Here is a 21,167-nt window from a genome sequence, read left to right as displayed (position 1 = left end):
AGGTGTGTACATTTTTCCCGAACACGCCGGAGGAAGGGTGACCAGCTATGCGCAGCAAGGAACAGTGACCGCGTAGCAGCACCGCAAGGTCGCGCAGGTCAAAGCCCACGCGTGGAACATGTCATGCATGTTCGGCGCGTGTGGCTTCCTTCGCCGTGCCCTCGTCGGTTCCCCCGGACAGGGCCCGCTTCCACATGATCGTTAGCGGAATCGTAATCAACAGGCCCGCCAGACCGAAGATGCCGACCGTCGTCTGTGCGGTCAGGTGATCGGCAAGTACTCCGCCAATCAGGGGAACTACGCCCATGGTCGTGGTCAGCCCCGTGTTGGACAGGCCCATCGTCAGCGCCCGCGTGTCGTCCGGCACCGCGAGGGTCAGCGACGCGGTCGCCTGCAGCAGCGCGATCGTGCCGAACCCGCCGGAGATCACGAACAGGATGATCGACGCCACCGGCCCCGGCTGCAGGAAGCACAGCAGCAGCGGGACGGCGGCGAGGCCCGTCATCGGCCCGATCAGCTTCGGCCGCACGTGCGCGGGAACCCAGCGCGTGTAGGCGAACGTGAAGATCACGCTGCCCACCGGGTCGGCGGCGAGCAGCAGGCCGATCACGGACGGGCCGCCGCCGGACGAGGCGACGTACGGCGCGGCGATGCCTTCGTAGACCGGCATCAGCCCGGCCAGCCAGGTGAACAGCATCAGCGAGCGCAGCGCCGTCGTCGCGAAGGCGACCTTGCTGCCCGCGCCGAGCGAGGAGAAGAACGGCTTGCGCTTCTCGCCGCTCGAGGCGGCCGGGCGGGCCTTCACGCCGAAGCGCACGAACGCGGCCGACAGCAGGAACGTCCCGGCGTCCAGCACCAGCGCCAGCCGCGGGTCGAGCGCCAGCAGCAGCGCGCCGCCGCCGGCGAAGCCGAGCAGCTGGGCCGACTGCACCGTCATGCTGCGGATGCCCATGCCGACCACGAACCGGTCGCCCTCGAGCACCTGCGGCAGCAGCGCGAGCTGGGACGCCTTGAACGGCGGGTTCAGCAGCGAGACGCAGCCGACGAGGATGCACAGTGCCCAGAACGGCAGCCCGGGGATGGCGACGAGCAGGATCAGCACGGCGCGCATCAGGTCGACCGTCACCATCACCGACCGCCGGGAGAAGCGGTCGGCGATGCCGGTCAGGAAGATGCCGCCCAGCAGCGACGGGAAGAACGTGAGCGCGTAGGTCAGGCCCGTCAGGGTGGCGGAGCCGGTGCTGGTGAAGACGAGCACGGAGAGGGCGACGCGGGCCAGCTGGTCGCCGGCTATCGACAGCAGCTCTCCGAACCACATGGCGCGGAACTCGGCGACTCCGAACACCTCGCGGAACGTGACTCGTTCCGGTGCTGCCGTCATGCGTGTTCTCCCCGACATCGTGTGCAGACCGTGCCGCACTGGTGATCAGGCGGTGACCTTAGGACCCACTGGTCACGGCGCGATCACAAAACGTGAGTTGCCAAGGTCAGTGTCTCGTGACTGTTGGTGAATCTCTAGGTTCTTTCGCCGGTATCCAACGGGTCACAGGCAATTCTCCGAGTGTCCAGACGATAGCGCTCCGCACCGACACGATCACGAGAACGGCGGGTTTGTGGTTTGTGCCACACCGGCTGACCAGCGCGTCCGCACTGTGAGACCCGGACCGCCTGCGCCCTGGCCGGGCGTAGCTTCGATCGGGTGACCGATCTCGCGACGTTCACGCTCGCCATCGTGGGCGCCGGACCTCGTGGGGCCGGCGTCCTGGAGCGGCTGTCCGCCAACGCCCCCGAACTCCTCGGCGGGCGGCGCCTCGTCGTCCACCTGATCGACCCGTTCCCGCCGGGCGCGGGCCGGGTCTGGCGTTACGAGCAGTCGCCGCTGCTGCGGATGAACTCGATGCCCGAGGACGTCACCGTGTTCACCGACGACAGCGTGCTGATCGAGGGCCCGGTGCGGCCCGGCCCGTCGCTGATCGAGTGGGTCCGGCAGGTGCGCGACGGCCGCATCGGCTGGGACGTGCCCGCGGGCCTGCGCGCGGAACTCGAATCGCTTGCCAGCACGGACTTCCCCACCCGGCGGCTGCAGAGCCTGTACCTCACCTGGTTCTACCGGAAGGTGCTCGCCGAGCTGCCGCCCGGGATCGAGGTGGTGGAGCACCGCGCCGCGGCCGTGCGCGTCGAAGACGGGCCACCGCAACGGGTGTGGCTGGCGGACGTCGAGGAGCCGGTGGTCGCGGACGCCGTGGTGTTCACCGTCGGGCACCTCGACGCGCTGCCGGACCCGGCCGAGCGGGTGCTGCAGGACTTCGCCGAGCGCCACGACCTGGCCTACTACCCGGCCGGCTACACCGCCGACGTCGACTACTCCGCCGTGCCACCGGGTGAGCCCGTGCTGGTGCGCGGGTTCGGGCTCGCGTTCGTCGACCTCATGCTGCTGCTGACGGAGGGCCGCGGCGGCCGCTTCGAGGAGCTGCCGGGCGGCGGCCTGCGTTACCACCCGAGCGGCGCGGAGCCGGTGCTGCACGTCGGCTCACGGCGCGGCGTGCCGTACCACGCGAAAACCGGCTACCGCCTGCGTGGGAAACCGTTGCAGCTGCCCAGGTTCTTCGACTCCTACGCGATCGGGAAGCTCGGCGAGCGCCCCGGCCCGCTCGACTTCCGCGCCGACGTGTGGCCGCTGATCGCGAAGGAACTCGCCTGGGCGTACTACACCGAGCTGTTCACCGGCCACCCCGACCGGGTGCGGACGGACTTCGCGGTGTTCGCGGACTCCTTCGCGGACACCGGCTGGGGAACGTCCGAAATGGACGCACTGATCGCCGCCGCCGTGCCGGACGCCGAGGACCGGCTCGACCTGGAGAAGCTGGACCGGCCGCTGGCCGGAAAACACTACGATTCGGCGGAGGAGTTCGGCAAGGTCGTGCGCGAGTACGTGGAGGCCGACCTCGCGCGGCGCGCGGACGTCCGCCACAGCGCGGACCTCGGCGCGTTCATGGCGCTGCTCTCGGTGGTCGGCCAGCTGCCCGCGCTGCTGGTCACCGGCCGGCTGTCCGCGGCGTCGCAGGTGTCCGAAATGGACGGCTGGTTCCACGGCTTCTTCTCGTACTACGCCAGCGGGCCGCCGCCGCGCCGCCTGGAGGAGCTGCTGGCCCTGGCCGACGCCGGGCTGGTTTCCTTCCTGGGCGCGGAAACGCTCGTCAGGGCCGACGAGGAGGCGGGCGCGTTCGCGGCGTCCAGCGCGAGCTTCCCGGAGACCGTGACGGCCCGGACGCTGATCGAGGCCCGCCTGCCGGAGCCGAGCATCCCCCGCGCCGCCGACGAGCTGCTGCGGCAGATGCGCGTCGCGGGCCTCCTGTCCGAGGAGACCGTGCCGGACCCGTCCGGTGACCACCTGCCGTCCGGCCGTATCGCGACGCGCATCAAGGATTCGCGCCTGCTCGACGCCACGGGCGCGGTGCACTCGCACCGGTTCGCGATGGGGCCGCACACCAGCATCCGCTCGGCCGGCGCGTTCACGCGTCCCCGGACCAACGCCGTGTCGTTCCGCCAGAACGACGCGCTGGCCCGGGAGATCCTGAAGCTCGTGAGTGTTTATGACGGTTAGAACCGTCATAAACACTCACGAGTCTTTTGTCGCCTAGGCCTTCACCGTCGGGGCGATCTGCTGCGCCCACTGCCACGGCGCGCCCGTGCCGCCGGGCAGCGAGTTGAAGTACTCCCAGCCGTCGACGCCGCCGAAGTCCGGGTACTTCTGCACGAGGCTGCCGACGGTCGACTGCAGCGTCGGCATGTCGACGTAACCACTGCAGTTGGCCGGGTTCGTCACAGTCCCCGCGACGACCTTGCTCGCCGGGACCACCCCGCGGCCGATGATGCCGTCGTAGCCGCTGGTGTCCTGCAGCGAGCCCCAGCCGCAGTAGAACTGGGTGTTGAACCAGGAGATCTGCGCGCCGCGGTCGCGGTAGAGCTGGTCGTAGTCCATGCCGGACAGCCCGCCGCCGCCGCTCAGCTCGGTGGCCACCGGCGCGAGCGTGATCAGGAAGTCCGCGCCGAAGTCCGCGCGCAGGGCGTCGATCAGGCGGTTCATCGCCGCGTTGGACATGTGCTCCTCGACGTCGAGGTCGATGCCGGAGAGCGAGTAGTCCTGGATCAGCTTGCGCAGCACCGGGTAGTAGGTGTCGAAGTCGTTCTCGAGCTTCTCGAAGCTGCCCTGCGCCGCGCCGCCGACGAAGGCGAGCGTGTGCACGCCCTGGCTGCGGAGCGTGCCCAGGTCCTGCCACAGCTGCGTGAACTTCGCCGCGTCCGGCGGGTCGTCGTTGAGGTGGACGACGCCGCCGTCGTTGAGGTGGATCGCGCCGACGACCACGTCGGTCACGCCGGAGTTGTTCTGCGTCAGCGTCAGCGGCGAGACGTACGTGCTGCCGTCGTAGATGGTCTGGTAGTAAACGATCACTCTGCGCCCGGTGGCGGCCGAAGCCGGCACCGCGCCGAAAAGCACCAGGAGCACGGCCAGGCCGGCCGCAGCGATCTTCTTCATGGTCCAGACCATAAATTCGCCGGCGGTGTTCGCGGTACCACCGTCAGTAGGTCGCCGCGGCCCGTGCGCCCGCCGGGACGGACCGGGGCTACCCCAGATACCCCAGGCCGATGTTGTGCCCGGTCCCGTCCCGGCGGTGAACGCGCAGGTCAGCAGCGTCCGAGCATGTCGGTCAGCGCGGCCTTCTCGGCGGTGTTCACGGTGAGGTCGAACTTCGCCTTCACGGCCACCCACATTTCGGCGTAGGTGCACCAGTAGCTCGTGAGCGGCGGCTTCCACTGGTCGGGAGACTTGTCGCCCTTCTGCTGGTTGACGTTGTCGGTCACGGCGATCAGCTGCGGGTCGGTCAGGTCGTTGGCGTAGACCTGCCGCTGCGCCGTGGTCCACGCCGACGCGCCGGTGCGCCAGGCGTCGGCCAGCGGGACGACGTGGTCGATGTCCACATCGGACGTCGCGGTCCAGGTCGCGCCGTCGTAGGGCGAGAACCAGCTGCCGGACGTGGCCGCGCAGTCGGAGCCGGTCTGCACGTTGGTGCCGTCGCGCTTGAGCACGACCTCACGGGTGTTGCAGCTGTTGCCCTGGTCGATCCAGTGCGGGAACTTGTCGCGGCTGTAGCCGTCCTGCGAACCGTCGGCTTTCACGGTCAGCCCGGCCAGGTCGCTCTTGGCCGTCGCCGCCGACGGGATGCCGGGCGGCGTCGCGCTCGCTACGCCGACGACCGTCGCCGAGAGGACTGCGGCGCTGGCCAGGATGGTCAAGGAGTTACGAACAGTACGCGTTGTAGGCATATTGCTGCCTCCGGGTCAGGTGTGGGGACGGATTCACCTTTAACCACGGAAGTGGCGTTCGCAACACCTGTGGGTGACATGTAACAGACCTTTACGAGACGGCCCGTGTTCACGTTCCGGCTGGTCGCACCAGTCGCAGGTCCTCGATGTGGCGGTACCAGGTCCATTTCGTCACTTCACGCGGATGGCGGACACCGTCGCTGACCAGCGACGTCGGGTGGCAGCCGATCTGGAACGCGCGCCCGCGCAGGGTCGTGGACCGTTTCAGCAGCTTGCCGCGGGTGACGCGCGCGGCAATGCCCGCAGCGTCGGGCGAGACCTCGATCGTGGCGGCCGTGCCGTCGAAGGCGACCGTCTCGTCGCAGTAGCCCTGACCGTGGACGTCCCGCAGGGTCGCCCGGCCGACGAGCACCCCGCCGTTGTCCTCGCGCACGAGGGGGACCGCGGCGTCGTCACCCGTCAGCGCGAGTTCAAGGGCCTCGGCCGGGTCCGCGGGCAGCCGCCAGAGCGCGGCGACGGCCGAATCCGCGGCCGTGGGCACGAAACCGACCGACACGCCGGAGACGCGGTCCTTCCGCAGCAGCCGCACTACGACGGCGGCGAGGTCCGCGTCCGTCCCCGTGATCACCAGCCGGTCGTATTCGCCCAGCAAGGGGTCGATTTCCGGCTTGCCCGGGCGGCTCGGGACGCGGATCATGGGCTGGTCGCCGAGGCCGGCGATCGTGTGTTGATCAGCACCGCAGGCCACCACGATTCCGCGCACCCCGGCGACCTCCGTTACAGTCATGCACCGGCATTTACCAGCGCCACCCGTGTCCCACCGGGGACACTTTTCCCTGTTGCCGAACACCTGGAGTGTCACATGCCGGCCATCGTGCTCATCGGTGCCCAGTGGGGGGACGAAGGCAAGGGCAAGGCCACCGACCTGATGGGTGACCGAGTCCAGTGGGTCGTCCGCTACCAGGGCGGCAACAACGCCGGTCACACCGTCGTCCTGCCCAATGGTGAGAACTTCGCCCTGCACCTCATCCCGTCGGGCATCCTGACCCCCGGCGTCACCAACGTCATCGGCAACGGTGTCGTGGTCGACCCGGGTGTCCTGCTGGACGAGCTCGCGGGCCTGGAGGAGCGCGGCGTCGACACCGGCAAGCTGCTCATCTCGGCCGACGCCCACTTGATCATGCCGTACCACGTCGCCATCGATAAGGTCACCGAGCGTTACCTCGGGAGCCGCAAGATCGGCACCACCGGCCGCGGCATCGGGCCGTGCTACCAGGACAAGATCGCCCGCGTCGGCGTCCGCGCGCAGGACCTGCTGGACGAGAAGATCTTCCGCCAGAAGGTCGAAGCCGCCCTGGAGTTCAAGAACCAGGTGCTGGTGAAGGTCTACAACCGCAAGGCGCTCGACGCCGACGAGGTCGCCGACGAGGTGCTCGCCGCGGGCGAGAAGTTCGCGCACCGCATCGCGGACACGCGGCTGCAGCTGAACCAGGCCCTGGAGCGCGGCGAGACCGTGCTGCTCGAGGGTTCGCAGGGCACGCTGCTCGACGTCGACCACGGCACGTACCCGTTCGTCACCTCGTCGAACCCGACGTCCGGCGGCGCCAGCGCGGGCTCGGGCATCGGCCCGGGCCGCATCACCACCGTGCTGGGCATCCTGAAGGCGTACACCACGCGCGTCGGCTCCGGCCCGTTCCCGACCGAGCTGGACGACGAGTCGGGCGAGTACCTGCGCAAGCAGGGCGGCGAGTTCGGCGTCACCACGGGCCGCTCGCGCCGCACCGGCTGGTTCGACGCGGTGATCGCCCGCTACGCCGTGCGCGTCAACGGAATCACCGACTACTTCCTGACCAAGCTCGACGTGCTGTCCGGCCTGGAGAAGGTGCCGGTCTGCGTGGGTTACGAGGTGGACGGCTTCCGGACCGCCGACATGCCGATGACGCAGACCGACGTGCACCACGCCATCCCGATCTACGAGGAGCTGCCGGGCTGGTTCGAGGACATCTCGGCCTGCCGGACCTTCGAAGAGCTGCCGGCCAACGCACGGTCCTATGTGGAACGCCTGGAGGAACTCTCGGGCGCCCGCATCTCCGCGATCGGCGTCGGCCCGGGCCGCGAGCAGACCATCGTGCGACACGATTTCGTCTGAGCCTGTTCTTTGGGGCCCGCCACTGGTTTTCTGCCGGTGGCGGGCTTCTTTGATGGCGAGCCTTTTACACCCGGCTTGACCTCTCGGCCCCTCTTTGGCCACGACTTGTCCACAGCCGCCCGCTTTCGGCGCCCGTTGTCCACAGATTCCGCTGGGCGCCGGGTTTCACGCCCTCCGCCGGTAGACTGGCAGCGGGGCCGTCCCCCCGGTGGAGTGGCGGGGGTGTGCGCTGCTGGGGCTGTGATTTTGCGCTGGGGGTGTGGTCTCGAAGCTGGATGAGTATGGGGCCGGGTCTGAGGTGCTCGCACCGGGTTGCGTTGGCGCGGAGCTTATTGAGGCGGTTGAAGCGGCGTTCCATGATGTTGCGCGGCGTTGGTGGGCGTCGCGGGTGAAGGACAGCGGGGGAAGCCGGGAAACGGTCGTCGGCTTGTTGCGAGTTCGGCTGCGGTTCCGGAAGGGGTTGGCCTGGTTGGCTGAGTTTCGGGCGGGATTGGTCTGAACGGAGGGCCCAGCCTGGACGACTGGGGCTCCAGCGAGGCCGAGGATGGTCGGCGCAGTCTCCGGAAAGGCCCAGCCTGAGTTGGAAAGGCTTGGTCCGAAGGGGAAAGGCCGGCCTGAGCCTCCAGAGGCCAGGCCTGGTCGGCTGAGTCTGCGGAATGGCCCAGCCTGAACGGAAGAGCCGCCCCGAACAAGCGGCCCCCACCCTCAAGCGAGCTTCGTGCTCACCGGTGTCTCGTTGCGGAACAGGTCCAGGACCGGGCAGTGCTCGTCCACCGCGCGGCGCAGTTCCTCGTAGCGGTCGGCCGCGGCTGGGCCCTCCAGGGCCACGGACACGCGGACGTCGCCGAAGCCGGGGCGGGTGGCGTGGGAGAAGCCGAAGAAGCCGTGCAGGTCGAGGTCGCCGTCCACGGTTACGCGGACTGCGGTCAGGGGGATGCCCAGGCGCGCGGCCCAGAACTGGTAGGTGACCACCTGGCACGAGCCCAGCGCGGCGAGCGCGTACTCGACCGGGTTCGCCGCCGTGTCGGTGCCGCCGAGGGCAGGTGGCTCGTCGACGGTCAGCGAGTGGTTGCGCACCCGCACGTCGACCACGGTCGCGGTGCCCGGGACCAGTGCGTTGGCCACGCTGAACGACACGGCCGCGTTGTGCGGGTCGCTTTTGACGGCCTGGCGGGTTCCTTCGATGACATCGGTCAGCGACACGAGCGCTCCTCGGGAGTCGGGACGTCGGGAAGTCGGGCCCCCAGCGTGCGGGCCGCGGCGAATGGCCGCATCGGCGTCCCACGCGGTGGGAAGCCGGAAACCGTTGCCACAGCTGGATACCGTGGGATGCATGACCATCGGGATCACCCTGCCGGCGGGACAGCCCGCCGGCGTTGACGAGTTGATCGGGCAGGCGCGGCAGGCGGCTGACGCCGGCGTCGGGTCTGTCTGGTTTTCGCAGCAGCCGTTGTCCTACGACGCCATCGCGCTCGCCGGGCTCGCCGGGCGGGAGGTGCCCGGGCTGGCGGTTGGGACGTCGGTCGTGCCCCTCTACCCGCGCCACCCCCTTGTGCTGGCGAGTGCCGCGCGCACCGCCGACGCCGCGACCGGCGGACGCTTCACGCTCGGCCTCGGGCTCGGGGCGCAGGCCTTCCACCAGCCGATCTACGGCGTCGAGTACCCGCCGCCGATCCGGCACCTGCGTGAGCAGCTCACGGTGCTGCGCCAGGTCTTCTCCGGGGAGGCGGTGGACTTCGCCGGCGAAACGCTCGACGTCCACACGGCCGACGCCGCCGGTGCCGCCGACGTGTCGATCATCGTCGCCGCGATGGGGCCGCAGGCGCTGCGCGTGACCGGTGAGCTGGCCGACGGCACCCTGCCCTTCCTCGCCGGGCCGCGGACGCTGGCCGAGGAAATCGTGCCGACGCTCACAAAGGCCGCCGAGCGGGCCGGCCGCCCGGCGCCGCGGATCATCGCGGCCGTGCCGGTGGTCGTGACCGGCGACGTCGCCGCCGTGCGCCAGACCGCCGCCGCCGAGCTCGGGTTCTACTCGACGATTCCCTCCTACCAGAAGGTGCTGGCCACTGCGGGCGTCGACCACGCCGCGCAGCTCGCGCTGATCGGCGACGAGGAGACCGTCGCCGCGGGCGTCCGGCAGTACTACGAGGCCGGCGCCACCGAAGTCCTCTTCGCGCAGACCGGCCTCAACGGCACGGCGGACCGGGAACGCACGTGGCGGCTCGCCGGGGCGCTCAACTCATCCGGTTCGTGAGCGAGTTCGTCACCGACAGCTCCTCCAGGTCCAGTTCGCGAAGCACCTTGCGCAGCACGACATCGTCGAGGCGGCCCGCGCGGTTCTCCTCGATCATCGCCGCGCGCTGGGTGAGCAGCAGTTCCTTGCGCGCCTTCGCGAACTGGGCCTGCGGGCTCGCGCTGCGCTCCTCGCCGGACAACGTGATCGCCGCCTTCGCGAAGCGGTAGCGGGTGTCCACGAGCCGTTCCAGCCGTTGCCGCAGCCGCGCCGCCTTCTCCTCCGGCATGTCCATTGTGGATAGTCTTTCCCTGGTGATCTCCCGCAGCCGCTCGTGGGCCGCCTTCTGCGCGACCTCGCGCGCGGCCAGCTCCTCGGCCTCGTCGCGGGCCGCCTCGCCCGGGTCCTGCACCTTCAGCAGCCGGATCAACAGCGGCAGCGTCAGGCCCTGGACCAGCACCGTGCCGACCGCCACGGTGAACGCGAACAGCTGGATCTCCTCGCGCCCCGGCGTCCCGGTCGGCACACCGGACGCCGCCGCGAGCGTGACCACCCCGCGCATGCCCGTCCACGACACCACGGCGAGCGCCCGCCACGATGTCCCCTCTCTGGCGCGGCCGAACAGCCGCAACGTCCGGGGCAGGTAACTCGACAGGAACACCGCCGGGATCCGCACCAGCATCGTCACCGCCAGCACCACGACGGCGACCAGCGCGAGCGTCCCGTTGTCGCGCGCCGCGTGCTGCGCGCCGTCGAGCACAAACGGCAGCTGCAGGCCCATCAGCGCGAACACCAGCGCCTCCAGCAGCACGTCGATCGACGCCCACACCGAGCTGTCCTGCATGCGCGTGGCCGGCGACGCGCTCAGCGCCCGGTTCCCGAGGTACAGCCCCGCGGTGACCACCGCCAGCACGCCGGAGCCGCTGAACTCCGCGCCGAACGGGTGCAGGTGCTCCGCCGTCACGTACGCCGCGAACGGGACGATGATGCCGAACGCCGATTCCATCAGCGGGTCGTCGAGCCGCCCGCGGATGAACACCACCACGAACCCGGCGACCAGCCCGACGGCGATGCCCAGCACCGTCGCCACCGCGAAGACGGCGAACCCGTGCCCGATCGACCCGGCGGTCCCGGCGACGGCCGCCAGCGCCACCTTGTACAGCGTCAGCGCGGCGGCGTCGTTGACCAGGCTTTCGCCGGTCAGCACGGTCATGATCCCGCGGGGCAGGCCGAGCTTGCGCCCGATCGCCACCGCCGTCACGGCGTCCGGCGGGGAAACGACGGCGCCGAGCACCAGCGCGGACGCCCACGGCAGGTCCGGCAGCAGGAGGTGCACCACAAACGCGACCACGACGGCCGTCAACGCCACCAGCAGCACGCCGAGCGAGATGATCGGCCGCAGGCTCGCGCGGAAGTGCGTCAGCGAGCTTTCCAGCGACGTCGAGTACAGCAGCGGCGGCAGGACGACGGTGAGGATCAGCTCGGGTTCCAGCTCGATCCGCGGCACCCCGGGAATCAGCGCGATGCCGAGCGCGACGACCACGATCAGCAGTGGCGCGGACAGGTTGTAGCGCCGTGCCAGCGCCGTCAGCCCGAGTGAACCCGCGAGGACGCCCACCAGCGTCAAGGTCTCCATGCCCCGCATCTTCACCCACGCAACGGGCTCGCGCTCGGGCTGGTCACCGGCGTCAGGCGGCGCGAGGCGCTGGTCCTCGCGCCGCCCGAGCCGTCACGGAGTGGTCCCGCAGGCGGTGTCGCGCACCGGGAGCTGGTCGCGCAGCAGGAAGTCCGTCAGGCGGGTGGCGGTGCACGGGTTGGTGAGGTCGACGCCGTGGCCCACGTCGTCGACGGTGGTCAGCTCGGCCCGGCCACCCAGCGCGGCGCGCATCCGCAGGGCGCCGGAGTAGGCGGCGGACGGGTCGCGGCGGTTCTGGAACATCAGGACGTCGCGCGGCCCGTCCGCGGTGATCGGCACGGGTGTGTGGACGGCGTCGCGCGGCCAGAACGCGCACGCCCAGATGTTCGCGGGCATGCCGTTGGTGAGCGGGTGAATCCGGCGTTCCACCTGCACGGCGGCCGCGTACGTCGCCGGATTGCGCGACGCGGGCGCGTCACCGCAGATGACGGCGTACTGGTCGCTCTCGAAGTTGTCCGGGATCGGCTGGCTGAACCCGGTCACCGGCAGGTCCTGCCCGTCGCCGACGGCCAGGATGGCGGCCATCACGGGGAAAGTCGCGCGCTTCTCCATCATCGACGGCAGCGCGATCCGCACCAGGTTGCCCGTGAGCACCCGGCCGCTCGGGAACGTGCGCGGGTGCGCGTCGAGCGTGGTGGTGATGCGGAAGTACGCGGCCTCGACGGCGTCCGCGCTGGTGCCGAGGTGGAACGTCGCGTCGTGCGCGGCCGTCCACGCGGCGAAGTCCGGGAACGCGGACGCGGCGGCCTCGCCCTTCAGCCTCAGCGCCCCGAGCACACCCTCCGGCGGGACGCTGCTGTCGAGCACGATCTTGTCACTCCGCTGGGGGAACAGTGCGGTGTAGACGGCGCCGCGGTAAGTCCCGTACGACGTGCCGAAGTAGGACAGCCGGGCCACGCCCAGCGCCGCGCGGATCCGGTCCATGTCACGGGCGATGCTCGGGGTGTTCACGTACGGCAGGTACGCGCCGGCGTTGGCCGCGCAGCTGTCCGCGACGCGCTTCGCCAGCGCGACGTTCGCCGAGATGTCCCCTTGCGGGGAAGGAAACGGGACGGCGGCACTGAAGTCCCGGTCCGCCGCGGAGAGTCCACAGTGGATCGGCGTGGAGCGCCCGATACCCCGGTCGTCGAACCCGATCAGGTCGTACGTCCCGAGCAACTGCCGCCCGACGGCCGTGCCCGACCACGCACTGGGCTCGTCCAGCCCCGACATCCCGGGCCCACCGGGCGCGACGACCAGCGCCCGGTGCCGGGCCCCGGGAATCCGCGAGACAGTCAGAGTGATCGTGCGGCCGCGGGGGTTCGTGTAGTCGAGCGGGACGGCCAGGGTCGCGCACTGCTGGCGTGGGTCGCGGGTGGTGACGGCGCCGTTCGCGCCGGGGGTCGGGGGTGGGCAGTCGCCCCAGCGCAGTGGTGGGGTGGGCGATTCGGGTGTGGCGGGTGTGGCGGTGGTGGCGGGTGGGGCCGCTGCGGCAGACGCGGGCGCGGTGGCGAGGACGGCCATCGGCGTTTCGGCGAGTGTGGCGGTGGATGCCGTGGCGGGCGCGGGCGTTTCAGCGAGTGCGGCGGTGGGCGTGGCTGCGGCGGTGGCCGTGGCAGCGGCAGCGGCAGCCACAGCGACAACGGCGAGTGCGGTGATCCGGCGAAGTGTCACCGCTCCGATCTTCACCGCGCCCGCCGGGCCGCGCCTCCACCTCCGGGTCCAACCCGGGTTGATCCCGCTGGGATCAGCCGAGCTCCTTCAGCTCCTGCTCAACGGCCTCGAGTTCTTCCTCGGAGCCCTGGACCTTCGGGCCGGTGAACCACTTCCGCGCCGAGAGGACCCACCACAGGGCCGCGCCGCCGAGGACCACCAGGAACGCGATCGGCGTGTAGTTGAACGAGTCGGCCGTGACCGGGAAGGCCTGCGGCAGCATGAACAGCACGAAGATCACCACGACCCACGCCGTCGCGACGATGCCGATCGGCTTGCCCCAGCGGCCGAGGTTCCACGGGCCCTTCTCAAAGCTGTCGCCGCGGCGCACGCGGAGGAACACGGGGATCACGTACGCCACGTACAAGCCGACGGTCGCGATCGACGTCACCGCCGCGTACGCCGTGGCGCTCCACAGGTACGGCAGCGCCAGGATCAGCGCACCGCCCGCGGCGAGCCACACGGCGTTGGTCGGCGTCTGCGTGCGCTTGTTGATCCGGTGCCAGACCTTCGAGCCCGGGATGGCGCCGTCGCGGGCGAAGGCGTAGATCATCCGCGAGTTCGCCGTCACCGAGGCCATACCGCAGAACAGCTGCGCGCCGATGCAGATCAGCAGCAGGAACTTGCCGGTGACGGCGCCGGTCGCGTCGATGAAGATCTGCGCCGGCGGCACCCCCGTGGCCGAGCCGACCGCGCCGTCGTAGTCCTGGATCGCGAAGGTCAGCCCGATCAGCAGGATCCACCCGGCGACCAGCGACACCAGGATCGAGTTGATGATCCCGCGCGGCCCCGCCGTCGCGGCGTTCTTGGTCTCCTCCGTCATGTGCGCTGACGCGTCGTACCCGGTCAGCGTGTACTGCGCCAGCAACAGCCCGAGCGCGAACACGTACACCGACGAGCCCCAGCCCGTCTGGTTCACGAAACTGCCGAACACGAACGACGCTTCCTGGTGCTTCGCCGGCACGAAGATGAGCACGCCCACGATCACCAGCACCCCCACCAGGTGCCACCAGACGCTGACGCTGTTGAGGATCGCCACCACCCGCACGCCGAACGTGTTCAGCGCGCCGTGCACCACCAGGATGATCGCCAGCAGCAGGATCGTGTGCCCCGGCGTCGCGCTGAAGCCCCACTGCAGGTCGAGGAACGCATTCAGGAACAGCGCCGCGCCGAAGTCGATGCCCGCCGTGACGGCGATCTGGCCGATCAGGTTGAACCAGCCGGTGAACCACGACCACGCCGGGCCGTTGCGCGTCGCCAGCCGCGCGGCCCAGTAGTACAGGCCGCCCGCCGTCGGGTAGCTCGAGCACACCTCCGCCATGCCCAGCCCCACGAGGATCACGAACACGCCGACGAGCGGCCAGCCCCAGATCATCGCCGCCGGCCCGCCGGTTTTCATGCCGAAGCCGTAGAGCGTCAGGCACCCGGACAGGATCGAGATGATCGTGAACGACACCGCGAAGTTCGAGAACGACGACATCGTCCGCTTGAGTTCCTGCGCGTAGCCGAGCGCGTGCAGGCGTGCGCTGTCTTCATCGGTTTCGTCGGGCTCGGCGGTCTGCTGGTCGGAGACATCCATCGGGCACCCACCTGAAAGGTATGTGTACAGACCATTGAAGTTCCGGAGAAGCTAGCCCGGTCGCTCGACAGGTGTCAAGGTCGCGTCAAGAATCGGCGGGCGGCGCCGGCGCGGGCAGCTCTTCCAGCCGCGCGGCCATCGGCCAAGCGCCCTCCGAGGTGTTCGACAGGACGGTGCAGCTCAGCCCGCTCGACGGCCGGTACGTGCTCCGGAACGAGACGCCGTAGTCGTACCCCTCCAGCATCACCGTGTCGCCGCGGGCGGGCAGCCAGAAACCCAGCCCGTACCGGTATTCCTGCCGGGTTCCGGTCGACGCGCTGTGCACGGCCGTCATCCGCGCCACCCACTCGCGCGGCACGATCCGGCCCGCCGCCAGCGCCGGCCAGAAGGCGCGGAAGTCCGGCGCCGTCGAGAAGATGCCGCCGTCGCCGGTGCCGACGACCGGCAGGCTGAACACGTTCGTCCGCCCGTTCTCCAGGTACCCGGTCGCGGTGCGCCCTGGCAGCTCGTCCGAACGCAGGAACGCCGTGTCCGCCATTCCGGCTGGTGCGCACACCCGCTCGCGCACCAGCCGCTCGAACGGTTCGTTCGCGGCCCGCGCGGCGACGACCGCCAGCACGGCGTAACCACCGTTGTTGTAGGCGAACCGCTCGCCCGGCGGAAACTGTTGCGGGAAGCCGCCGAGCGCGCGCAAGTAGCCCGCCGGCCCCGACAGCTCCTGTGGCCGCGGCGGCGGCTCCGCGTCCTCGTCGTAGTAGTCGCCGATGCCGGACCGGTGCGCCAGCAGGTGCTCCACCGTGACGCCGTCGTCGATCAGCGGCAGGTCCGCGCCCAGCAGGGTGCGCACCCGGGTGCCGAGCGAAAGCAGCCCTTCGACGATCAGGCTCACGATCACCAGCGCCGTGAAACCCTTGGTGCCGCTGGCGATCGCGAACCTGGTGTCCACCGTGTTCGATACCGCGTACCCCCGGTGCGCCATTCCGTGCGCGCTCGAGAGCACCGTCTCTTCTCCGCGACTGGCCAGTGCGACGCCGGAAAACTGCGTCTCCTTCGCCAGCCGGTCGAACTCCTCCCCGAAATCCATGCCACGACTTTAACGGCGGGCACCGACAAAACCGGAATCCTTTTGTCTGCCAAGGAATCCGGCGATCAGGGGATCAGCGGCCGAGGAAGTCGTGCAGTGACTCCAGCGCCGTGTCCGACTGGTCCGCGAAGAACCCGTCGACGCCGGCCTTCAGGAACGCGGCCTCCTCGGCGAACACGTTGCCGAACGCGGTGGGGCTGCTCGACGAGCGCAGGTTCGCCGGCAGGAACGGGTTCTCGTTGCGGAAGGTGTAGGGCTGCACCTTCAGGCCCGCCCGGTGCGCGTCGGCGACCAGCGAACTCGGCTTGCCCAGGTTCCCGGCGGAGTCGAGCGGGATCACCTGCGACTTGTCCGGCCCCAGGTACTTCGCGTACTTCGCGACCTCACGCAGGCCCGCGGGCGTCACGAGGTCGGCGTACGTGCGCTTGTCACCGGAGGCGACGAAGTCGGCCGGCGCGCCCGTCGCCGAGGTCAGCTGCAGCAGCGGCGCCCGCACCTGCTTGTGCAGCGCGATCAGGTTCGACACCTCGAACGACTGGATCGCCACCGGCGCGTCCGGCCGGTTCAGCCCGTTGCGGTTCAGGATCGACACCAGCTTCGGCTCGACCGGGTTGCCGATCTGCTGGAAGTGCGTCGAGTGCTTGACCTCGGGGTAGGTGCCCAGCGTCCGGTGCAGCTCGCGGCCGAGCCGCCGGGTCAGGTCCAGCACCTCCTGGTAGGTCGGCACCTCGAACCGCCCGTTGTACAGCTGGTTGTTGGGCCGGTTCTCCGGGATCCGCTCCTTCGCGCGCAGCGTCTTCAGCTCCGCCAGCGTGAAGTCCTCGGTGAACCACCCGGTCAGCGGGGCGCCGTCGATCACCTCGGTCTTCTTGCGCGAGGCGAACTCGGGGTGGTCGGCGACGTCGGTGGTGCCGCCGATCTCCGGCTCGTGCCGGGCGACGAGCTGGCCGTCCTTCGTCGGCACGAGGTCGACGTCGACGTAACTGACGCCCATCCGGAAGGCGAGCTCGTAGGAGGCGAGCGTGTGCTCGGGGCGGTAGCCGGGCGCGCCCCGGTGGCCGATGATCACGGGGTCATCGTGCCCGCGGCCCTGGGCCACCGCACCCGGTGCGGCCGGCTCGCCCGCCGCGGCGGGGCCGATCGCCAGGCCTGCGACGCCGAGCAGGGCGAGTCCGGACAGTACGAGTACACCCACACGGTTGCGCTTCATGGAGAACCTCTCTTTACCGGGCACCACCCCGCCTCGACGACGGGCTTGCCACGACTACCGCGTCACCCTCACAGCCGCAAGCGTCGGGCGCGAGGCGGAAGAGGGGGCGAAGGGCCGACAACCGGGTAAACGGCGCATGGAATCCGCTTCCGGGCCGGGCCACACGGACGGCGAAATGTTCCGCCCGGCGGCCCCCGGTTACCCTGTTCGGCGTGCGCGTACTGGTAATCGGGTCCGGCGCCCGTGAGCATGCACTCGTCCTCGCGGTGTCCGGCGATCCCGCCGTCACCGCGCTCGCCTGCGCGCCCGGCAATGCCGGTACCGCCGCGGTCGCCGAGCAGATGGGTGTCGAAGCGGCCGAGCCCGAGGCGGTCGCCGCCCTGGCCAAGGAATGGAAGGCCGACCTCGTGGTGGTCGGCCCCGAGGTGCCGCTGGTCGCGGGCGTCGCGGACGCGGTGCGCAAGGCCGGCATCGCCTGCTTCGGCCCGTCGGCGACGGCGGCCCGGATCGAGGGCTCGAAGGCGTTCGCCAAGGACGTGATGGCCGCCGCCGAGGTGCCCACCGCGCGCAGCGAAGTCGTCGACACCCCGGCTCGTCTCGACGCCGCGCTCAACCGCTTCGGCCCCACCTGGGTGGTGAAGGACGACGGGCTGGCCGCGGGCAAGGGCGTGGTCGTCACCGAGGACATCGAGGTGGCGCGCAAGCACGCGCTGATGCTGCTCGACGGCGGCCACCCGGTGCTACTGGAGTCCTTTTTGGACGGGCCTGAGGCCTCGCTGTTCTGCTTCGTCGACGGCCGCACCGTCGTGCCGCTGCTGCCGGCGCAGGACTTCAAGCGTCTCGGCGACGACGACAAGGGGCCGAACACCGGCGGCATGGGTGCGTACGCGCCGCTGCCGTGGGCCCCGGAAAACCTCGTGGCCGAGGTCGTCGAGAAGGTCGTGCAGCCCGTGGTCGACGAGCTCGACGCGCGCGGCGCCACGTTCTCCGGCCTGCTCTACGCGGGCCTGGCGCTGACCTCGCAAGGCCCGCAGGTGATCGAGTTCAACTGCCGCTTCGGCGACCCGGAGACGCAGGTCGTGCTGGCCCTGCTGCGCTCGCCGCTCGCGGCGCTGCTGCACGCCACGGCCACCGGCAAGCTCGCCGAGCACCCGCCGCTGGAGTGGTCGGGCGGCGCGGCGGTCACCGTCGTGATCGCGGCCGACGGCTACCCCGGCAAACCGCGCACCGGCGACGTGATCAGCGGCGGTGAGTTCGAAGGCGTGCTGCACGCCGGCACGCGGCGCCGTGACGACGGCGCGGTGGTCTCCTCCGGCGGGCGCGTGCTCTCCGTGGTCGGCACCGGCAAGTCGCTGAAGTCGGCGCGCAAGCATGCGTACGAGACGGTGGACCGCGTGCGCCTGGCCGGCTCGCACCACCGCACCGACATCGCGCTGAAGGCCGCGAGCGGCGAGGTCGACGCGCCCGTCGGCGCCTGAACTTTCCGGCGGACTTCGCCTCGGCGGTACGTGGTCGTTGGTAGCCTCGTAACGGGTCCGTCCGGTCACCGTCCGTAGGTGAGGGGTAGCGCATGCCAGGAAGCAGTCCGCTGTCCGACCTCGCGTCGTCCGTCCCGGCGGCGCCGGGGGTCGCGGACATCATTGTGGCGCCAGGGAAGCTGCTGGACGTCGCGCGCGTGGTCGAAGAGCAGGTCAGCGCGCTGGAGGACAAGCTGCTGACGCGCCTCGGCGAGCTGCGGATCGACACGCCGTCGGCCGACGCGGTGAGTGTGAACGCCACCGCGGCGTGGAACACCGTGGTCGCCGAGGGCGATCACTCGTACGTCGCGCAGGTGCGCGAGTACGTCGCCAACCTGCACCAGCTCGTCGCCCAGTTGCGTGACGCGGCCAAGAACTACCAGGCCAGCGACGCGGACAAGGCCGCGGCGTTCGGGGACCGCGGTGCCCACGGCATCCACTAAGCGGCTGGTCGCGGCGGCCCTGCTCTTCGGTTTCGGCGCGGCCGGCTGCTCCTCCGGCGACCCCGGCACGGCGTACCCGGTGGAGACGGCCGCGAGCGCGATGTCGCAGGCGGCGAAGGCCTCCGACCTGCCCCAGCGGCCCGCCGAGCTGTCCTTCGCCGGGCTCGACCCGTGCGACCTGCTCGCCCAGGTCCAGCTCGACGAGCTGCAGGTCACCGGCGTCCCGCGCAAGGCCGCCGACCCGCAGGACGGGCCGACCTGCGTGTTCGACGTCGGCACGACCGCGCCGTTCCACGCCTACCACCTGCGGACCGTCAGCGCCGACGTGCAGGAGTGGCTCACCGGGGCGCGGCGGAAGAACAGCATGACCACGGCGCCGGTGACGGTCGGCGGCTATCCGGCGATCACGAACTACCGCGCGGCGGGCACGCCTTCGGACTGCGAGACGCTGGTCGGCGTCGCGAAGGGGCAGACCCTGGCCGCGCAAGCGTTTGCGGTCACCGCCGGCGCGGACAATCAGCAGCAGCTGTGCGACATGTCGACCCACGCCGCCGAACTGGCGTTACAGAACCTGAAGTCACGGAGCTAGGGAGGGCGCGTGGAGATCTCCGACCTCGCGGGCAGGATCCGCGACCATCGTTTCGACGGCTGGACCGACACCGCCATCGCCACCGAGATCGAGCGGTTCGGCACCGGCGACGGGATCGGCAGCATCGGCACCGCGGTCGACGCGCTGAAGGCCGTCGCGTCCGCGCTCGCCGACACGGACAACACGTTGCGCACGCAGCTGACGCAGCTCGGCGTCGAATGGCAGAGCGAGGCGGGCGGCCAGGCCGGGCAGGTGTTCACGGAGCAGGCCGGCTTCTCCCACGACGCCATGACGAAGGTGTCGCACACCGCGGAGATGCTGTTCGCGCAAGGCGAGGCCTTCAACCGCACCAAGTACAAGCTGCCGGACGCCGACACCGTGCTGAAGGGCGCGGGCGGCTACACCGTCGGCGATTCGCTGGCCAGCCTGATCGGCTTCGAGACCGACCACGCGACGCAGGTGGACGCGGCGCAGAACGCGCGCAGCCAGGCGCTCGAAGCGTTGAACGACTACGCGCAGCAGAGCGGCGAAAACCTGCTCTCGACCGAGACGCTCAACGCCCCGCAGACGTTGACCATGACCGACCCGGGCGGGCAGAAGAGCGTGACGGACCTGGCGGGGTCCGTGATCGACGTGACGCCGGACGGCAGCGTCAAGCCGGCCTCGGCGTCCGTGCAGTCGCACTATGTCGAGCCGCCGGTGGTGCAGCCGGTCGTCAACCAGCAGGTCGACCCGCCGACGCCCGCGTATGGGATCGCGGTGCAGCCGCCGGCGCGGCAGACCGGTGCTGGGTCGGGTTCGGGCTCGGGCGGCTATACGACGCCGTCGTCGTCTCCGACGACTGCCTCCGGAGGGCAGGCGTCAGTCCCGCCGCCGGCGTCGTCCGCCGGCTGGGTCGAGGCGCCGGGCCGCGGGACGGCGCACGAGTCCGGCGGCGGGCACGGGCGGTCGGGGTTTCCCGGCGGTGAGTTCGTGCCGCCGGTTTCCGGTGGGGCTGGCGTTCCTGGTTCGGGTGCCGGCCCGGGGTCCGGTCCCGGCGGCCCGGGTTCTGGCTCTGGCCCCGGTGGCCCGGGTTCCGTGGGCCGTCCGCCGATGAGCGGTTCGGCCGCGTCCGGCGGGTCCGGGACGAGCGCCGACGGGGTGTTCGGCCGCGGTGCGACGGGCGGGACCGGCGGCGGCGACTCCACGCTCGGGCGGGGCCGGTTCGTCGGCAGCGCGCCGGAGTCGGCGGTGACGTCCGCCCAGGGTGGCAGTCCGGCCGCCGCGGCCAAGGGCGGTGTGTCGGCGGGTGAGCTGGGCGCGGGCGCCGCGGCGCTGGGCGCGGGCGCGGCGGGTGGCGCGCTGAGCGGCGAGAAGGAACGGCAGGGCCGTGGCTTCGGCTCGGGCGGGTCGGGCAAGGGCCCGGTGCGGCCGTTGCCCGTGGACGACCTGCCGGAGGAGGAGGCGATCGCGCTGCGCAAGGCCGAGCAGATCTCGCCCGAGCAGCCGCGCGACGACACGAAGTTCCTCGCCCCGGCCGCGACGCAGGGCGAGGGCGAAGAGGACGAGGAACACGTGCGCCGGTTCGGCGTCGACGACAAGGATTTGTTCAACGACCGGCGGATGGTCTCGCGGGACGTCATCGGTGACGACACGGGGGATGGGCGCTGA

Annotated in this window: 17 protein-coding genes; 7 read left to right on the top strand and 10 right to left on the bottom strand. The window is 70.7% G+C overall.

The window, feature by feature from the left end; genetic code table 11:
- Positions 1–121: 121 nt before the first annotated feature.
- Positions 122–1,381, bottom strand: coding sequence for an MFS transporter (locus OG943_RS35370; protein ID WP_328605268.1), 1,260 nt, complete (start codon positions 1,379–1,381; stop codon positions 122–124).
- Between the two features lie 318 nt (positions 1,382–1,699).
- Here OG943_RS35370 and OG943_RS35365 point away from each other — a divergent pair, with 318 nt between their 5' ends.
- Positions 1,700–3,604: an FAD/NAD(P)-binding protein gene (locus tag OG943_RS35365; RefSeq protein WP_328605267.1), complete on the top strand. Its 1,905-nt coding sequence runs from the start codon at positions 1,700–1,702 to the stop codon at positions 3,602–3,604.
- Positions 3,605–3,637: 33 nt separating this feature from the next.
- On the opposite strand, the gene OG943_RS35360 is transcribed toward OG943_RS35365, so the two are convergent.
- The 3 genes from OG943_RS35360 to OG943_RS35350 form a co-directional block, all read right to left on the bottom strand.
- Positions 3,638–4,537, bottom strand: a complete 900-nt coding sequence (locus OG943_RS35360) for a glycosyl hydrolase family 18 protein (RefSeq protein ID WP_328605266.1) — start codon at positions 4,535–4,537, stop codon at positions 3,638–3,640.
- 149 nt (positions 4,538–4,686) lie between these two features.
- Positions 4,687–5,325: an HNH endonuclease family protein gene (locus OG943_RS35355; RefSeq protein WP_328605265.1), complete on the bottom strand. Its 639-nt coding sequence runs from the start codon at positions 5,323–5,325 to the stop codon at positions 4,687–4,689.
- 109 nt (positions 5,326–5,434) lie between these two features.
- Positions 5,435–6,112: a hypothetical protein gene (locus tag OG943_RS35350; RefSeq protein ID WP_442874613.1), complete on the bottom strand. Its 678-nt coding sequence runs from the start codon at positions 6,110–6,112 to the stop codon at positions 5,435–5,437.
- 75 nt (positions 6,113–6,187) lie between these two features.
- Between OG943_RS35350 and OG943_RS35345 the strand changes: the two genes are divergently transcribed.
- A complete protein-coding gene (locus tag OG943_RS35345; RefSeq protein ID WP_328605264.1) occupies positions 6,188–7,474 on the top strand; it encodes an adenylosuccinate synthase in 1,287 nt (428 codons plus the stop codon).
- A gap of 705 nt (positions 7,475–8,179) precedes the next feature.
- On the opposite strand, the gene OG943_RS35340 is transcribed toward OG943_RS35345, so the two are convergent.
- On the bottom strand, positions 8,180–8,677 hold the full coding sequence (locus OG943_RS35340; protein WP_328605263.1) for an OsmC family protein: 498 nt from the start codon (positions 8,675–8,677) through the stop codon (positions 8,180–8,182).
- Between the two features lie 130 nt (positions 8,678–8,807).
- Here OG943_RS35340 and OG943_RS35335 point away from each other — a divergent pair, with 130 nt between their 5' ends.
- Positions 8,808–9,728: a TIGR03564 family F420-dependent LLM class oxidoreductase gene (locus OG943_RS35335; protein WP_328605262.1), complete on the top strand. Its 921-nt coding sequence runs from the start codon at positions 8,808–8,810 to the stop codon at positions 9,726–9,728.
- On the opposite strand, the gene OG943_RS35330 is transcribed toward OG943_RS35335, so the two are convergent.
- The 5 genes from OG943_RS35330 to OG943_RS35310 form a co-directional block, all read right to left on the bottom strand.
- Entirely contained in the window at positions 9,709–11,343 is a 1,635-nt protein-coding gene (locus OG943_RS35330; protein ID WP_328605261.1) for a Na+/H+ antiporter, read from the bottom strand. The genes OG943_RS35335 and OG943_RS35330 overlap by 20 nt on opposite strands.
- Positions 11,344–11,436: 93 nt before the next feature.
- A complete protein-coding gene (locus OG943_RS35325) occupies positions 11,437–13,056 on the bottom strand; it encodes an alpha/beta fold hydrolase (RefSeq protein ID WP_328605260.1) in 1,620 nt (539 codons plus the stop codon).
- A gap of 73 nt (positions 13,057–13,129) precedes the next feature.
- Complete coding sequence (locus OG943_RS35320) at positions 13,130–14,674, bottom strand: amino acid permease (RefSeq protein ID WP_328605259.1); 1,545 nt, start codon at positions 14,672–14,674, stop codon at positions 13,130–13,132.
- An 85-nt stretch (positions 14,675–14,759) separates the two neighbouring features.
- Entirely contained in the window at positions 14,760–15,758 is a 999-nt protein-coding gene (locus tag OG943_RS35315) for a serine hydrolase domain-containing protein (RefSeq protein WP_328605258.1), read from the bottom strand.
- A gap of 73 nt (positions 15,759–15,831) precedes the next feature.
- The gene (locus OG943_RS35310) at positions 15,832–16,968 is read right to left on the bottom strand and encodes a glycerophosphodiester phosphodiesterase (protein WP_328605257.1); all 1,137 of its coding nucleotides are present in this window, start codon (positions 16,966–16,968) and stop codon (positions 15,832–15,834) included.
- Between the two features lie 212 nt (positions 16,969–17,180).
- Between OG943_RS35310 and purD the strand changes: the two genes are divergently transcribed.
- The 4 genes from purD (at position 17,181) to OG943_RS35290 (ending at position 21,167) form a co-directional block, all read left to right on the top strand.
- Entirely contained in the window at positions 17,181–18,446 is a 1,266-nt protein-coding gene (gene purD / locus OG943_RS35305) for a phosphoribosylamine--glycine ligase (protein ID WP_328605256.1), read from the top strand.
- A gap of 92 nt (positions 18,447–18,538) precedes the next feature.
- A complete protein-coding gene (locus OG943_RS35300) occupies positions 18,539–18,928 on the top strand; it encodes a PE domain-containing protein (RefSeq protein ID WP_328605255.1) in 390 nt (129 codons plus the stop codon).
- Positions 18,909–19,517 carry a DUF3558 domain-containing protein gene (locus tag OG943_RS35295; protein WP_328605254.1) on the top strand — a complete coding sequence of 203 codons (609 nt, stop codon included), beginning with the start codon at positions 18,909–18,911 and terminating at the stop codon, positions 19,515–19,517. The genes OG943_RS35300 and OG943_RS35295 overlap by 20 nt, the downstream gene beginning before the upstream one ends.
- Positions 19,518–19,526: 9 nt before the next feature.
- Entirely contained in the window at positions 19,527–21,167 is a 1,641-nt protein-coding gene (locus OG943_RS35290; protein WP_328605253.1) for a hypothetical protein, read from the top strand.

Source organism: Amycolatopsis sp. NBC_00345 (genome assembly GCF_036116635.1).
Classification (GTDB): Bacteria; Actinomycetota; Actinomycetes; order Mycobacteriales; family Pseudonocardiaceae; genus Amycolatopsis.
This window is presented reverse-complemented; position numbering and strand designations above follow the sequence as displayed.